The 16,310-nt window shown below is 35.9% G+C and carries 13 protein-coding genes and 1 tRNA gene; 10 read left to right on the top strand and 4 right to left on the bottom strand.

What is annotated here, in order from left to right:
- Positions 1-71: 71 nt before the first annotated feature.
- Entirely contained in the window at positions 72-1,187 is a 1,116-nt protein-coding gene (locus QBE53_13790; protein WZL80857.1) for an aminopeptidase, read from the bottom strand.
- 145 nt (positions 1,188-1,332) lie between these two features.
- Here QBE53_13790 and asnS point away from each other — a divergent pair, with 145 nt between their 5' ends.
- From asnS to QBE53_13765, 5 genes are read left to right on the top strand one after another with little or no spacing between them, the layout of a single operon-like run.
- Positions 1,333-2,721 (top strand): asparagine--tRNA ligase, encoded by a 1,389-nt coding sequence (asnS, locus tag QBE53_13785; GenBank protein ID WZL80856.1) that lies wholly within the window; start codon positions 1,333-1,335, stop codon positions 2,719-2,721.
- The gene (locus QBE53_13780) at positions 2,721-3,584 is read left to right on the top strand and encodes a hypothetical protein (protein WZL83319.1); all 864 of its coding nucleotides are present in this window, start codon (positions 2,721-2,723) and stop codon (positions 3,582-3,584) included. The genes asnS and QBE53_13780 overlap by 1 nt, the downstream gene beginning before the upstream one ends.
- A gap of 24 nt (positions 3,585-3,608) precedes the next feature.
- Positions 3,609-4,142 (top strand): HD domain-containing protein, encoded by a 534-nt coding sequence (locus QBE53_13775; GenBank protein ID WZL80855.1) that lies wholly within the window; start codon positions 3,609-3,611, stop codon positions 4,140-4,142.
- Positions 4,139-5,098, top strand: coding sequence for a pectinesterase family protein (locus tag QBE53_13770; protein ID WZL80854.1), 960 nt, complete (start codon positions 4,139-4,141; stop codon positions 5,096-5,098). The genes QBE53_13775 and QBE53_13770 overlap by 4 nt, the downstream gene beginning before the upstream one ends.
- Positions 5,099-5,113: 15 nt before the next feature.
- A complete protein-coding gene (locus QBE53_13765) occupies positions 5,114-6,883 on the top strand; it encodes a hypothetical protein (GenBank protein WZL80853.1) in 1,770 nt (589 codons plus the stop codon).
- A gap of 78 nt (positions 6,884-6,961) precedes the next feature.
- On the opposite strand, the gene QBE53_13760 is transcribed toward QBE53_13765, so the two are convergent.
- Complete coding sequence (locus QBE53_13760; protein WZL80852.1) at positions 6,962-7,723, bottom strand: GntR family transcriptional regulator; 762 nt, start codon at positions 7,721-7,723, stop codon at positions 6,962-6,964.
- A 203-nt stretch (positions 7,724-7,926) separates the two neighbouring features.
- On the opposite strand from QBE53_13760, the gene QBE53_13755 reads away from it, so the two are divergent.
- From QBE53_13755 to QBE53_13735, 5 genes are all read left to right on the top strand, one after another.
- Complete coding sequence (locus QBE53_13755) at positions 7,927-9,015, top strand: ATP-dependent 6-phosphofructokinase (GenBank protein WZL83318.1); 1,089 nt, start codon at positions 7,927-7,929, stop codon at positions 9,013-9,015.
- Positions 9,012-10,118 (top strand): metallophosphoesterase, encoded by a 1,107-nt coding sequence (locus QBE53_13750; protein ID WZL80851.1) that lies wholly within the window; start codon positions 9,012-9,014, stop codon positions 10,116-10,118. Before QBE53_13755 ends, QBE53_13750 begins: the two co-directional genes overlap by 4 nt.
- An 8-nt stretch (positions 10,119-10,126) precedes the next feature.
- Positions 10,127-12,325, top strand: coding sequence for an AAA family ATPase (locus QBE53_13745; protein ID WZL80850.1), 2,199 nt, complete (start codon positions 10,127-10,129; stop codon positions 12,323-12,325).
- A gap of 67 nt (positions 12,326-12,392) precedes the next feature.
- Positions 12,393-12,466: transfer RNA gene (locus QBE53_13740), tRNA-Arg, on the top strand.
- Positions 12,467-12,583: 117 nt separating this feature from the next.
- Positions 12,584-14,053, top strand: a complete 1,470-nt coding sequence (locus QBE53_13735; GenBank protein ID WZL80849.1) for a methyl-accepting chemotaxis protein — start codon at positions 12,584-12,586, stop codon at positions 14,051-14,053.
- Here the strand turns inward: QBE53_13735 and QBE53_13730 are convergent.
- Positions 14,036-15,025 (bottom strand): ATP-binding protein, encoded by a 990-nt coding sequence (locus tag QBE53_13730; protein ID WZL80848.1) that lies wholly within the window; start codon positions 15,023-15,025, stop codon positions 14,036-14,038. The two genes, QBE53_13735 and QBE53_13730, sit on opposite strands and share 18 nt — an antisense overlap.
- Complete coding sequence (locus QBE53_13725; GenBank protein WZL80847.1) at positions 15,022-16,203, bottom strand: DnaD domain protein; 1,182 nt, start codon at positions 16,201-16,203, stop codon at positions 15,022-15,024. The genes QBE53_13730 and QBE53_13725 overlap by 4 nt, the downstream gene beginning before the upstream one ends.
- Between the last annotated feature and the right edge of the window lie 107 nt (positions 16,204-16,310).

Genomic DNA, 16,310 nt, shown 5'->3' with positions numbered 1-16,310 from the left:
ATGTCCATGAATCGATATATACCTGTTTTTTGATATGTGTATTTCGATATTAAGATGTAGAGACTATATTACTACTTCAAATTTTCTGGGTTTAAGCAGTCAAGTTCTGGTAAGACGAATCGACCGTTTTCTCTGATAAGAACATCGTCAAAATAGATTTTACCGCCACCAAACTCTGGAGTTTGAATGCAAACAAGGTCCCAGTGAACGGCTGAACGATTGGTGTTATCTGCATCTTCATAAGCATTACCAGGTGTAAAGTGGAAGCTTCCCATAATCTTTTCATCAAATAGTGTATCCTTCATTGGGGTTAAAATGTATGGATTAATCCCAATAGCAAATTCTCCGATGAATCGTGCACCGTCATCTGTATCAAAGACATCGTTAATACGTTCGTTGTCATTGGCTGTTGCCTCAACGATTTTACCGTCTTTGAATGTTAATTGAATATTCTCATAAGTAAATCCTTGATAAACAGCAGGTGTATTGTATTGTAGGGTTCCGTTGACAGAATCCTTGACAGGTGCTGTATAGATTTCTCCATCAGGAATGTTCATTTCTCCAGCACACTTGATAACCGGTATATCCTTAATTGAGAAAGTTAAATCAGTACCTGGTCCAACAATATGTACTTTGTCAGTTTTTTCCATTAATGCTTTTAATGGATTCATCGCTTCATCCATTTTGCTGTAATCCAGATTACACACATTAAAATAAAAATCTTCAAAAGCAGATGTGCTTGTGTTGCTTAATTGTGCCATAGATGGTGTTGGATAACGTAACACGACCCAACGTGTATGAGGAACACGGATTTCACTGTGTACTTTTTGTTGAAGTAACTTTTGATATTTTGACATTTGTGTAGAAGAAACATCAGAAAGTTCGCTAACATTTTCACTGCCGCGCACACCAATATAGCAATCCATATTGCGCATACGATCCATTTCCCATTGAGCCCGTAATGTAAAGTATTCATCGGGTGCTTCAAGGATTTGTTCACGAAGTAAACGCATGTCTGTTGATTGGACAAATGGAATAGCTCCAACATTAAACACTTCTTTGACAAGGGCTCTTGCAAGCTCTTTTGTATCTTCATCCATATGCTCAATTAATACTTTTTCGCCTTTTTGTACTTTTAACGAGTATTGTACGAGATTTTGAGCTAATTTTTGTACTCTTTGATCCATAGTTTCACCTTTCCTTCATCTTTAATATATGATATTATTGATTCTATATAGATGAGTTTTATATTTGATGGTCATCTAATATACTAAGTGTATTATAGCATAAAACACATAGGATTCAAATACTATATGAAAAGGAAGGTAGATTATGAAAGCAACATTGATTAAAGACTTGTTCAATGACCATACCCAATTCTTGGACAAAGAAATCACGGTATCGGGCTGGGTTCGCAGTGTGCGTGCATCGAGTAAGTTTGGATTTATCGTGATTAATGACGGAACGCATTTTAACACACTACAGATTGTTATGGATGATACGCTTGAAGGATATAAGGAATATACAAAACTTAATGTCGGTTCAGCAATTATTGTTAAAGGAAAGCTGGTAGCAACACCTGAGGCGAAGCAAGCGTTTGAGCTCCAAGCAGCAGACGTTCAAATAGAAGGACATTCACAGCCGGACTATCCATTACAAAAAAAACGTCATTCGTTTGAATACTTACGAACTATTGAGCATTTGCGCCCTCGAACCAATACCTTTGCAGCAGTTTTTCGTGTGCGTTCATTAACTGCTTTTGCCATTCATCAGTTTTTTAACGAACGAGGCTTTGTCTATGTACATACACCCATTATCACAGCAAGTGACTGTGAAGGTGCGGGAGAGATGTTTAGAGTCTCAACAATGGATCCGTCAAACGTACCTATGGTAGAGGGAGCTGTTGACTATAGCCAGGACTTCTTTGGAAAAGAAGCCAATCTGACAGTAAGTGGTCAATTAAACGTAGAAACGTATGCGATGGCATTTAGAAATGTCTACACATTTGGACCGACATTTCGTGCGGAAAATTCAAACACACCACGCCATGCAGCAGAGTTTTGGATGATTGAACCTGAGATGGCTTTTGCTGATTTGATTGATGATATGGATGTGGCTGAGGATATGATCAAATACATCATTACATATGTTCAAGAACATGCACCGGAAGAGATGAAGTTCTTTAGCCAGTTTATTGATAAAGGACTGAATGAACGTCTAAGCAATGTTGTGAACAATCGTTTTGAACGTATCACATATACAGATGCCATTGAATTACTTAAGAAAAACAATGAAAACTTTGATTATCCGGTTGAATGGGGTTGTGACCTTCAGACAGAACACGAACGATATTTAACAGAAGTCATTTATAAAAAACCGGTTTTTGTAACGGATTATCCTAAAGATATCAAGGCTTTTTATATGAAGTTGAATGATGATGGAAAAACAGTGGCCGCTATGGATTTACTCGTTCCAGGAGTTGGTGAGATCATTGGTGGAAGTCAGCGTGAAGATGATTTGGAACTTATTAGAAAACGTATGGCAGAGATGGGATTAAATGAAGAAGAATATTGGTGGTACTTGGATCTTCGAAAATATGGAGGAACAAGACATGCGGGATTTGGTTTAGGGTTTGAGCGTATGATTATGTATATGACTGGAATGACAAACATTCGCGATGTAGTATCCTTCCCTAGAACGGTGCATAATTGTCATATTTAATGGATGACATATTTTTATTATTTGTAGGCTATTCCTTTTTAGGGTGGCTCATGGAAGTCATATATGCCTACTATAAACACCACAAATTTGTAAATCGTGGCTTTTTGGCAGGGCCATTTTGCCCGATTTACGGATTCGGTGTTGTGATGCTTTACATCGCAGTACATAATATACTAAATCAAGATGCTATGAAAAACCCGTATTATATTCTTGTCGTTTTCTTCTTCTCAGCAGTAATAACAACGTTGATTGAGTGGATTGTTGGAGCTTTATTATTTTATTTTTTTAAGACGCGCTGGTGGGATTATTCAGCACAAAAGTTTAATCTAAAAGGCTATATTTGTCTTAGGTTCTCCATATATTGGGGAATTGTTGGAACATTGGTTATTTACTTTATATTGCCTGTGAGTACACATATTATTCAAAGCTTGCCTGTTCTAGTCAAAGAAATAGTTATCTTGATTTCTTTGATTTATTTTGTTATTGATGGAAGCTTGACTATGCGTTCGCTGGTCGATTTTCGACGTTTGCTTTTTGAGCTTGAAAATGAAGCCAATAATTTACGTCAGTCAAAAAGAAAGCTTATTAATGAGATGCGGGATTCTTTTGAAGTATTTAAAAAACCAATAGAAAAACTGGATGCATTACAAAATTATTATAGTGCAGAGATTAAAGATATCGTTAATGATCTTATAGATCATGACAAGCTTATAAATGTACGGACAAAATTCAACATTTTGAATAATCAAAAAAAATATGAACAACTGATAAGAAAAGTACGCTATTCTCGATTGTTTAGAGCTTTTCCAGATATGACGTCAAAACGATTTAGTGAGTTGTTAAAAGAATTGCGTAGACATTAAACCAGTGTAGAAGGATGGATAGAGATGAATCGATGTGCAGTTAACAAAATTCAACGGGTTATTCGACGCGAAAAGCTGTCTGCACATTTATATAAGATGGAGCAATATAAGCATCATCAAGAGGTGACAACGATGTTGCATTGTATTGCAGTGGCATATTATAGCTTGTGCATTGCATCGATACTTCGTATTAAAATTCGTAGCGAGAGTATGATTATAGGCGCATTATTTCATGATTATTATTTATATGACTGGCATGTTCCGGAAAAATATCATCAATTTCATGGAATAAAGCACAGCCGATTTGCTATTAAAAATCTAAGAAAAATATATAAAACCAATGCCATTGAAGAAAATATTATTTTAAGTCATATGTTTCCTTTGACCTTATCACCGCCTTTGTATAGAGAAAGTATTATCGTCAGCATGGCAGATAAATGGTGTTCAATTCAAGAGACATTATTTTCGAAAAACCACCAAGAGCTCATACAGGCATTTAACTTACCCCTTCTTCAAGAATACAGATATTGTGTGCATAATAGAAAGGAAACCCCATGAAGCATATTGTTAAGACAAATCAAAAAATACAAGATGTTATCAATCAAGCTAACGACGGAGATGTAATATATATTGAGCCAGGGACCTACAAAGAAAAGCTGAATATTGCCACGAATAATTTACATATTATTGGTATGGGGACAGGTGAAGTTAAAATCACATATAATGATTTTGCACTAAAAGATCATAAAGATGGGAAGCGATTTGGGACATTTCGCTCATATACATGTCTCGTTGAAGGTGATAATATAGTTTTAGAGAACCTAAGCATCGAAAATAGTTCGGGTGATGGGCGTCAAGTCGGACAAGCGATAGCATTATATGTAGATGCACATTTTGCTCAAGTTAAAAACTGTCGACTTTTGGGTTGCCAAGATACAGTTTTTTTAGCGCCGTTACCTAAACGACCTCGTATTGAAGGGTCTTTTGTCGGTCCAAGTGAACACAAAGCTTATCGACACTTGGAGTCTTATTTTGACCATTGTTATATTGAAGGTGATGTGGATTTCATTTTTGGTGGAGGACAAGCTTTTTTTCATGGATGTCAACTTTTATCAAAGAACCGTCATGAAACTATCAATGGATATGTATCTGCGCCATCAACGGATGCGTCGCAGCCATATGGATTTGTGTTTTATGGATGTGACTTTCTTGCAGAAGAAGGTATCCGGCCTGGGAGCGTGTTTTTAGGTAGACCTTGGCGAAAATTTGCCCAGGTTATGCTTATTGGGTGCTCAATTGCACAACATATTCATCCTGAAGGATGGGATGATTGGAATAATTGTGACAATAGAAAAACAACACAATTTTCAGAGTATAAGTGTAAGTATGCCAATAGTACAGTAACTAAGTATAGAAGAGGGAATGCCCCATTTATTCGTATTGAAGATCACGAGCCGTCCTTAAATTTTTTGAGTGATTGGCACAAGAAGTGTTTTGAGGTGGAAGATGGGTAACATATAGGAGGCAGTATGACGGACATTGTAAAGAGACGTTTATTTTTTGTCGTTATAGGAATTTTAATTATTATATTGGCTTTATGCTTAACTTTTTGGGGGTATATGCAAATCAATCTATTTGAATCTTACGATGTCAATGAAAAGCCGATAGAAAATTACTTGAGTTCATTGGAATCAGGATTTGTAAAACGTACACAGGATAATCGGTTTACTGGATTTATTCCGATTTCAGTTATTAACGATGAGCTAAGGTGTCAAGTTGAAAAAGTGAGTCAATCACAAGGGGTTTTAACGGAAGGCATCTTGGTTGATGTTGAGCAAAAATGGGCAAAAATCAATTACCGAAAACATATGACGGTTCCAGTATATCATGAGTTGAATGTTTTTAAAAAGCAAGAAGGTTTATTGGTTGAACTCGTTCCCAAAGCCTTTGGAAAAAAGCAAATCAAACTTCCGAGTTTTATTAGACAGTGGATTTTTGGCTTTCTCATTGAAGAACCCATAAAAGTAAAAATAAATTACGATACATATAAACCCGACGACTATTTTGAATACACGTCCAGTGCGCTCACAGATGAAGGGCTTTATTTGAATTATGTGTTTTATGTGGAAGATATTTCAACGATTTTATCAGAAATTAGTCAATCAGCTAATTCAGGATTAATCAATATCTATGAGACAGGAACAAAAGAACAGCAGGAAGCGCTTAGATTTTTACGTGAGCATCATACGTTCCCGGAAAATATTATGGGACTAATATATGAGGATTTTTATAATGGAGCTTCAATTATTGAGCAACTATTAATCTTAGCCAATACACAGCTGTTTAATGAGATTATGCAAACATACCCTATGCTAGATGAATATATTGATCGCGAGACGATATTAGATCAACGTGCAGAGTTGTTAAATCAGGCAACGATAAAATATGGACGTACTATATTAAAAAAATTTGATGCGTTAAAAGCATCAGAAAATATAGTGTCACATTATGGTTATTTTTTTGATCTTAATCATATGGAACCGGTAACGATTGAATTGATTGTTGATTTGTATGGACTAAAAATACCTTATGACGATTTTAAGAAGATGCGCTTAATTATGCTCGATGGCATGCCATATGTCTTATATGATACACAAGAAGAACGGTATTTTTTAATCAGCGAAAAAACACATTCACTGATTTCAGAAGAGGAATATCAACAAAAGTATTCCTACGAACGTCCGGCAAAAGGACATTATACAAAAGATGCCAAAACTTATGATGCCATATATAAAGCGATTGAAGATGCGCTTGGGGAAGAAATATATATTCGATATATGAAAGATGATGGCACCGATGCCTTTGTGGTTTATTCTTCTCGACTGAATTTTCAAGACTACGCGATAGCGCTTTTAAAAGACGAAGGACGCGGTTTTGAATTACTTGATAATCGCGTGCGATCGATTGAAGAGATTAATCAACTGTATCCGGAGTTTAACTTGAACTTAATTACTCGAAAAATTGAAACCACGCAAGTTGAAATTATTAATACAACAACGCGCCAAGCAATTAAAGAAGGTTTGGTAGAGTATGGATATATGAGTGAAGAAGATGCCGTTGTCTATGTATCCTATGATGGAAACAAATACATTGCAGTGATGACAGATAGCGGTGAGCAATTTATATATACGATCTATAAAGACACATTTTTAGAGCGTGTATATCGTTTGGATGATGCCTTAGATATTTTTGATGATATTAATCCAATTCTATTTATACAAAAAAGACCGATAGAATAAAGGATGTAACCCTAAGAAATTAGATTTTATAGCGTAACAGTCGAAACTGTTACGCTATTTTTATGTGTTTAGATAAAATTAATGCAGATACTGCTCAATGGTGAATACACTTTTATCTCCACGATAGCGTGAGATAGTATATTCGATGGGAGAATCAAATTGGTTGTAGCCGATATAATGAAAAAGTTGAACCGCAGTGTTTTTAGTAATATGCAAGAGATCGCAGTCCTCTTTTGTAGGAATGACAGCTTCAACATTTCGAATAACTTTGTTGATTTTCGTGTTAATATTTTTGGAGAGTATTTTATATAAGGAATTTACCTCCATATCATAGTCCAGCACATTTTTACACGAAATATAAGGGAGATAAGTGTTGGCAACGACAATCGGTTCTTGGTCTGCATAGCGTAACCTTTTTAGTGAAATAACATCACTGGATGCAGAGATGTTCAGTGCGACGGCTATTTCTGTAGAAGGTTTAATTACCTCAAATTCTAATATTTTTGAGCTAGGTGTATATCCCTTACGTTCCATTTCAGATTTAAAACTTTCGATGCGTTTAATAAAGTCTTGATTAATTTTGTCTTGAGCTACAAATGTTCCTCGCCCCTTAACACGATAAAACTTATTCTCATTAACCAGTTCAGCCAAAGCCTGACGCACAGTGGTTCGGCTGATATCAAACATTTCACATAATTCAAATTCTGTTGGAATGATATCGCCAGGGCTTAATATTCCTTTTCGCATCATTTCAATGAGAATATTTTTAAATTGGTAGTAAAGGGGAATCGGAATGGACTTGTCAATTGAATATTCTTTAAATAGTTCCTTTGTAGTCATGTTTTTTCCTCATTTCTTATATTGTGTCATTAATATAATGATAGAATTACATACGAAGCGTTTGTATTATGTGTACTACATATTATTTTACACATATTATCAAAAAAAACAAGTATTTCATAGATATCTATGACAAAGAATATGGTATACTAGAGAAGAAAAGTATAAAGAAAATATTTCGGTTCAAATTCCAAGGAGGTTTTATAGTGAAAAAAAGAATTGGATTATTGACAAGTGGTGGAGACTGTCCAGGCTTAAATGCAACAATTCGTGGTGTTGCAAAAGCGGCATATGGCATGATGGATTGTGAAATTATTGGAATTAAAGATGGATTTAAAGGATTAATAGAAAATAATGCTGTAATAATGGAGCCTAAGGACTTTTCAGGTATTTTAACTCGGGGAGGGACAATTTTAGGAACGGCTCGGACACCTTTTAAAAAAATGCGTAAAATAGAAGAAGACGGTGTTGATAAAGTTAAAAATATGCTGGAGACATACAATGCGCTTAATCTTGATTGCTTAGTATGCTTGGGTGGCGCAGGAACACACAAAAATGCAAATTTGTTACGTGAGGAAGGCCTTAATGTCATTGGACTTCCTAAAACAATTGACAATGATATCTGGGGCACAGATGTTACTTTTGGCTTTCATAGTGCGGTAGATATTGCCACAGAAGTGATTGATCGGATTCATACAACAGCAGATTCCCATGACCGTGTCATGCTAGTGGAGCTTATGGGCAATAAAGCGGGATGGTTGACCCTGCATTCGGGTGTTGCTGGTGGAGCCGATGTTATCTTAATTCCGGAGATTCCATATGATCCCGATATTGTCATTGAAGCGCTTAAAAAGCGTCAACGTAATGGCAAGAATTTTTCAATTATTGCCATCGCCGAAGGGGCAATGACGAAAGAAGAAGACAAAATGAGTAAAAAAGATTTGAAAAATCATCGTAAATCCATGAAATACCCAACAGTATCCTATCGTTTAGCTGAATACATTCAAAACAAAACGGATATCGAGACGCGTGTGACAGTTCCGGGACATCAACAACGTGGGGGTTCACCATCGCCATATGACCGAGTGTTGGCCTCACAATTAGGAGCGTATGCGGCAAAGCTTATTCATGAAGAAAACTACGGTATGACAGTGTCGATAGATAATAATACTATTCGGGCTACGCCTCTGGAAGAAGTTGCAGGAAGGCTAAAAATCGTTCCCAAAGATGATAATTTGATTTTGACGGGAAAATTGATTGGCATTAATTTTGGAGATGAATATTTGACATGAAATTTGTACATATAGCAGACTTACATGTGGGACAAACGTTTCAAAGTGCCTCTTTTGGAGGTCAATTTGGAACAATAAAGCGTCAGGCCATTAAAGAAAATCTACGAAAAGTTATTGAGTTTTGTAATCAGCAGACCGTTGACTTTTTGTTGATGGCCGGAGACTGCATTGAGGCGGATTATGCTCAAATAGGGGATTGGCTTGACATGCGCTATTTATTTGAACAGCTGGATAAAACGCGCGTCATTATGATAGCAGGTAATCATGATCCGACGACGCTGACACAAAAAGCTGTTCAATCGATTCAGTGGCCGGATAATGTGAAAATAGTAGAAAAAGCTTATGAGCAGCTTCGATTCGAACAAGAAGATGTTACTTTTTTCTGCACCTCATGGCAAGCAAAAAATGGAGCAAGCTTTGATTATGAATACCTTAAAGAGAGGTTGAATGCAACCACAACAACGAACAATATCGGTATATTTCATGGAGATATCTACAACGGTGATGGATATATGCCCTTAGATCGAAAATGGCTTTTAAACTCGGAGCTTGATTATATTGCTTTAGGGCATATTCATAAAATGGATATTATCGCAAACAAGTTGGCATATCCTGGAAGCTTAGAACCTCTTGACTTTGGAGAAACAGGTAATCATGGCTTTATCTATGGAACCTTGGAGGCGACAGGGCTTAACTTGCAAGCGGTAACACAAATGATTCATCCAATGAAAATTCATGAATTAGATATATCAGGACTTACGTCCATGATGGAAATATTAGATGCAATCAAAAAAGCGGTAGAAGGATATCAGCGAGAGGATATGCTACGCTTGGTGCTCATCGGAGAAATGGATGAACCATTTTCTCTCTTAAAGGCAACGGTAAATGATGATTGGAACCTATGGATAGGTTCTTTAATCAGCTATTTGGAAGTTGTAGACAAAACAATAGGGACATTGGATTTAGAACAGATTTATTCAGAGCATAAAGAGGATATTATCGGATATTACATAGAAGCGTTGCGACAAGAAGGAGAAAAAGATGTAGCATACCAACAAGCCCTAGAACTTGGCGTAAAGATGCTGCTAGATGAGGTGAAATAGGAGACATCATGATCATAAAAGAACTTGAACTATTACATTTTGGAAAGTTTCACGACAAAAAAATAGTATTGAATGACCAGGTCAATCTTATATATGGATTAAATGAATCAGGTAAGACCACTCTATGGCACTTTATTGTAGGTATGTTTTTTGGTTTTTTTAAACCATATATTAAAACCCGGCGTTACCTAGAGGTCCATGGAAAGTACCAACCATGGGAAAGCTCTCAATATTGTGGAAGTATGACCATTTATGATGAAGGCCTAAAACGTACACTGCGAATCTATAGAAACTTTCGTCAAGGGGAAGAAGCGGTTACGGTTCATGATGTAGATACGGGGGAAGATATTACAGGTTTATATGAGATGCATCCTGTTTTTCGTTTACCAGACATTGCAAAAATGCATCTAAAGCTTTCGTATTTTGGTTATACGAATATGGGCGCCATATCTCAATTAGGTCATGCAACAGATGATAATTTGCTGATTGAGCTTAAACAAGCCGTTGTTAATGCATTATCCAGTAAAACCTTAAATGTGTCGATGCACAAATTACAACAAAAGCTTGATAATGAAATAGGACGCATCGGCTCAAAAAACAAAAAAACATCGGTATATGCAAAATCCATCGAAAAACTTGAAAGCCTTCAAATAGAACGCCAACATGTCCTTAATAATGAGCAGAAGCTTTTTGAAGATATCCAATATCAAAAGACGCTTGAACATGACTTAGCAACAGTTCAGGAACAATTATACTATGTTCAAGTCTATGAACAATATATACAAAAAAAACAATTAAGTGAACGTTTAGACCATATTAAAGCCCTCAATCAGGAACAATACAATATCCAAGAAAAGATTACCACCATTAAGCGTAATACACCTTATAGTCTTGAAGAAATTTATGATGCCAAGGAAAAATATGCAGAAAAGTTTCGACTGGAAAGTACGTTGTCAACCTTAGAACAAAAATATCAAGAAGATCACAAAATACAAGACGATCTATTAGACCAATTAAAAAGTTGTGAAGAGCAAGAAAAAACGTTTAAACCACAACCCCAACAATGGAAGAACTATGGCTTTTGGGGACTGCTTTTTTTCATGGGGCTTATAGGTATATTTAGCCTCATCCAACATCTATGGGGACTAGCTGTACTTATGGGAGTGGCGATGGGCGTGCAAAGTATCTTGGGCGTATTCAGACAGAGACATATAGCCAAGCAAAGAGCAGATAAAGCCATGTTAGCCCAGCAAAAGCAACAATATTATGAACAATTGGAAAAAGTAAAAGAACAAGGGGATACTATTCAAGGGAGTATTCGACAAGTACATCAACAATTAGTAAAGATCAATGAAGAATTAATGCCGATCATGAACTTGTTGGCAATGCAAAACATACATGACTTTGAAGAACGTATAGCTGAATATCAAAAAATCAAGGGCTATGAATTAGAACGTATTCGATTGGAAGAACAGGAAAAAAATCTTCTGGGAGCCAATGATTATGCAAGCCTTGAAAAACAAGTGCAAGCCTATGATTTCGCAAAAAATGAACGTATAATGCAAAAATGGAATCAGGAACAGTTAAATGCATGGAAAGATTCCAAAGAAATGCTTCTGGACAAACAGCAGCAAATCAGATATGAGCAAATCAAGATATCGACCCAGTTGCAGGAAAGTCGAAAAGCATATAAAACACTTACATCTATAGATGAAGAAATAGAGGAAACGCAAAAAAGAAAACAAGGTTATGAACATGAATTAAAAGTCTATAAGATTATAGATACAACGTTGGAAAAAATAACCAAGGAGCTTAAATATGAGTTTGCCCCTTCGATGAACCAAACACTTTCACACTTACTCACAAAAATAACCTCTGGGAAATATACAGAGGTAAAGATTACATCGGATATGGAGATTATGTTTAAGGACCCTATCTCAAAACGAATGCAAGGGGTTTCAACATTAAGCCGAGGAACGATGGATCTATTTTATATTGCCTTTAGATATGCTATTGCAAAATGGAGTCAGCATGATCAGCAGATTCCTTTTGTGTTGGATGAAGTTTTTGCGTATTTTGATGATGCTAGACTGAACGATGCAATGGATGCATTAACCGAGTTTAATGCCCAGGTAATTTTATTTACCTGCCAAGAGCGTGAAAAAATATTGGCTGAAAATAAATCAATGCACATTATACATTTATAATAAAAACTTCTATTTTATCCTTGCATTCTCTGAATAAATATTGTATAATGCATAAGCACCAACAAGTGCAGGCATGGCTCAACTGGATAGAGCATCTGACTTCGGATCAGAGGGTTGTGGGTTCAAGTCCTACTGCCTGCGTAGATAAAAAGACCAATTTTAACAAAGAATTTGTTAAAATTGGTCTTTTTCGTTTTGACGTTATGGCTAGAGGATGGTAAAATGATATAAAAGTGTAAAAAATAGGAGGAATTTTTTATGAATAATATTGTAAGGGCCGATGTTCAAAAAAAGAATAATTTTATGTTGCTTGCGACGAGTATCTCTATGGTTATAGGGATGAGTTATTCGCTATTTGGACCGGGAACAGATAGGATTGCCTATTATTATGGAGTGGAGTTATTATTCGTCATCGCATCATATTTTATTACAACTAAAATCCTTCAGAAGGCACATGTATTTGGATATGCAAGTGTTATCATTCTTGGAGGCGCAAGCATTGGTATTGGGTTAGTTCATGGTGGAACACTGATGGCATTGCTTATATGCTTTTTTATCCTTGTGTTTGGCGTTGTACAACTCAATGTACGCCTATTTGGTCTTGGAACGGTGATTAGCCTTGTATCCTTGGTTATTAACACAATAAATCCCCAACACGATGCGACTTATCTTACCGAAAATATAGGTGGGATTATATTGACTTTTTTGTTAACAGCATTTCTCTTAGGCGTTGTCGTATTCCTATGTAATAAACAATTTGTACACTTGCAGCAAATGTTTTCACAACTAGAAGATCAAAGTCGAGAAAAAGAAGACGTATCATCAAGAGCTCAAGATGCCATTAGTAATATTTTAGATAATATTGAAAAAGTAAATCAACGTCTCATTGAAAGTGTAAATGAGCAGACAAATGTGTTAGGAACTATGAAAGAAGTCTCAAATGCCAGCCAAGATGAACAAGAACAGATTCATCAAATTGCTCAAAATGCTTCGGAAAACAATGTAAAGATTACAGAATTAACAGAGCTTGCCAGTGCTTTAGCAGACAGTACGAATAATGTCTATAATCTTTCAACATCGGGTGTTAATGATATGAAAACACTTGAGATGCATATGGGAGAACTCAATGAAGTGATAAAAGAGTTAGCGGGTAATTTTGTAACACTATCAGATAAGATTGAAGAAACAACTAGCTTTACAGCAAATATTCAAGAAATCACAGAACAGACCAACTTGCTTGCACTGAATGCGTCAATTGAAGCAGCACGTGCAGGAGAAGCAGGCAAAGGTTTTGCGGTGGTAGCGGATGAAATACGAAAACTTGCTGAAACGACAAAGACTGCGACCGTCAAAATTACAGATAATCTGACAAGTGTAACTGCAACCAACAACCTTGCAAAAGAGAGTATGGAAGATAGTAGTAAAAAGCTTCAGGATAGTTTGAACTCTACACATTTAGTTAATGAAAACTTTAATGAGTTAAAGACAATTGTCAATGAAATAAAACTTGCTTTTGATACACTTGAAAATATATCGCATTCTATCAAAGACAATACGGATGATGTGGACCAAGCGGCCACACGTTTAGTTTCAATGATTGAAAATACAACAGCAAGTATGGAAGAAATCAGCGCAAGCAATACCATTATTACTGAAAATAACAAAGAAATATCCGATGTTATGAAAGAAACATCGGATAAGGCAAAACACTTATTGGTATCGCATTAAGCGAATATCAGATCCAAATAATTTGAGCTGGGTATAATAGCCAAATATTCGAGAAACAATACGCTCTGAATATTTATTTACCCACTCATTTGGATTTAGGTTTGTTGAGATAACAGTTGCTCGGCGGTTCATTAATCTTGAATTTAAGCAATTGAACAATTCTGCACTGGTTAGCGCATTGTTAAATTCAGTGCCAAGGTCATCAATGATGAGAAGATCACATTGAAAAATGGTTTCGATATCATCATTGGTGACAATTTCTTCTTCTTTATGAAAACGATAGTTTTCAAATAATCTAAATAATTGGAATGAGGAGAGATAAATAACTGTTTTTCCTTGATCTAACAACTCTTTGGCAATGCTATTGCACAAAAACGTTTTCCCCAATCCTGAGCGTCCATATAATATTAGATTGTTAAATGTTGTATTAAAATCTTCAACAAAATTTAAGCATGCTTGATGCACTGAACGCATATTTTCAAAAGAAGACATTCCAGTCTTTGGATCCTTTTCTTTTGAATAATAATCAAATGAAAATGTAGAAAAATTTTCTTTTTCCAAAATCTGTTTTAAGTTGGATTGCTCATAGGCATAATCTATAATAGCCTGCTTAAGACAATGACATTTTTGATTTTGAATATAACCGCTATCTTTACAATCACTACACGTATAAATCGGTTCTAAATAATCAGCGGGGTATCCGTTGTTTTTTAGTAAGGTAGCTTTTTGCTGTTTAAGCTTATCCAAATTCAGTGTTAATTCTTGAGCATAAGTTGCTTTATGTTCAGGATTGGCTATGGTTTTTTGAATGGCGGTTAATCCCAGAGATGAAATCTTCTTATGGATCGTCTCAAGCTGAGGGATGTTTGAAAAGACTTCTTCCATGCGCTTATTCTGTAATTGACTATTGGTGGCCTTACGTTGGTCATAAGCACGCATAATTTTATTATAATCACTTTTGGTCATACTCATGAAGAAAACCTCTTTCCATTAAACTCTTGCATGCGCAGTTCCATTGCTTTTTTCTCCAATGCCTCATAATCATATTGGCGTTGATCGTAATCATTAAAAGCATTTGGACGTTTTGCAGAAGATTTAGTATGAGATGAAGGGTTTGCTTTTGGTGACGCATAGGTCTTTTTGTTGTCTTCATCAATGTTCTTAAGATCGGCAAGGGTTTTGACACCTTGATTAGACCAACTTGCTAAAATACTGTCCGTATAGCGCATTTCTGCTTTATTGATTTGATTAATGGTTCGCATACACGCTTCTTCAATAACGCTGATATCCATCTGATAAGAATTTAGCCAACGGTCCATAAGCTTAATTTGTTGCGGTGTAGGTGAACGGTCAGTAATTCCATACGCCTTTAAAATAGTAAAATACGAGCGTTTATAGGTTTCTGTTCGAACCTTTGCTTTTTCAATAGTATTGATGGCGTTGTCTGCCCAATCAATAGCAACTTTTTCAATGTAACGCATATTTCGATGGTCGTTATCGACACAATATTCAATCATAAGTTCAATCACGTCAATTGGAAGCCCTAACCAATCATGAAAGCCTATAACCGTTTTTACTTCCTCGCTGGATAAGGTTTTACCCAAGTATTTTTGAATGATATAGAATAATTGGGTGAATTCATCTTGTGAAGCAAAGTTGGCAATCTCTTGATTCGTATAGTCCGGTTTAGTATGGATAACACGCAAGTGATTGGATGGACGTGTTTGAGGTTGCGGTTTAACTTCATCGTGTTGTATAGACATATTATAATCGGGCATGGGGGATTCACGATGGAGTGCATTGGGTGTTCCGCGGTCAGGATCATTTTGTGGATCATTTGGCTCTGTAGGCTCAAGATGATTAAAATGTATTTCTGTCAATTGATGATTTTCAAAGGTTAACGTTATGATACGTTCACTTTGAAAATAATTCAGGGCACGAAGGACATCAGATTCTGTCATTAAAAGAATGTCAGCAATCTGTGTTAAGTTTAAATTTAAGTTTCCGCAAGTCATATATCGCAATAAAATGAGATATACCTTTATGAATTCGCCATTTGCTTTCGCTATACATTGATCTATAAAAAAATTAGGAACAAATGTATAAGGCACGAAGTTGTGTGGTTTTAATTTTACATAATTTGTATTCACGATCATTACCTACTTTATATTTATTTCTTTGCAATTTAAGAAGGCGATAACAACCGCCCCAGCCTTTTAAGATAAACTCATTATAGCATATTTATGCCGCCTTTTTA

It is taken from the genome of Vallitaleaceae bacterium 9-2 (genome assembly GCA_038396585.1).
GTDB lineage: Bacteria > Bacillota > Clostridia > Lachnospirales > Vallitaleaceae > UBA1351.
Note: the sequence above shows the minus strand (reverse complement) of the source record. Positions and strands in the feature narration are given on the sequence as shown.

Excerpts from the sequence above, each read along its gene's own strand:
- QBE53_13775 (WZL80855.1), top strand. The coding sequence starts at position 3,609 with ATGAATCGATGTGCAGTTAACAAAATTCAACGGGTTATTCGACGCGAA.
- QBE53_13770 (WZL80854.1), top strand. The coding sequence starts at position 4,139 with ATGAAGCATATTGTTAAGACAAATCAAAAAATACAAGATGTTATCAAT.
- QBE53_13750 (WZL80851.1), top strand. The coding sequence starts at position 9,012 with ATGAAATTTGTACATATAGCAGACTTACATGTGGGACAAACGTTTCAA.
- QBE53_13735 (WZL80849.1), top strand. The coding sequence starts at position 12,584 with ATGAATAATATTGTAAGGGCCGATGTTCAAAAAAAGAATAATTTTATG.
- QBE53_13780 (WZL83319.1), top strand. The coding sequence starts at position 2,721 with ATGGATGACATATTTTTATTATTTGTAGGCTATTCCTTTTTAGGGTGG.
- QBE53_13765 (WZL80853.1), top strand. The coding sequence starts at position 5,114 with ATGACGGACATTGTAAAGAGACGTTTATTTTTTGTCGTTATAGGAATT.
- asnS (WZL80856.1), top strand. The coding sequence starts at position 1,333 with ATGAAAGCAACATTGATTAAAGACTTGTTCAATGACCATACCCAATTC.
- QBE53_13730 (WZL80848.1), bottom strand. The coding sequence starts at position 15,025 with ATGAGTATGACCAAAAGTGATTATAATAAAATTATGCGTGCTTATGAC.
- QBE53_13745 (WZL80850.1), top strand. The coding sequence starts at position 10,127 with ATGATCATAAAAGAACTTGAACTATTACATTTTGGAAAGTTTCACGAC.
- QBE53_13790 (WZL80857.1), bottom strand. The coding sequence starts at position 1,187 with ATGGATCAAAGAGTACAAAAATTAGCTCAAAATCTCGTACAATACTCG.
- QBE53_13760 (WZL80852.1), bottom strand. The coding sequence starts at position 7,723 with ATGACTACAAAGGAACTATTTAAAGAATATTCAATTGACAAGTCCATT.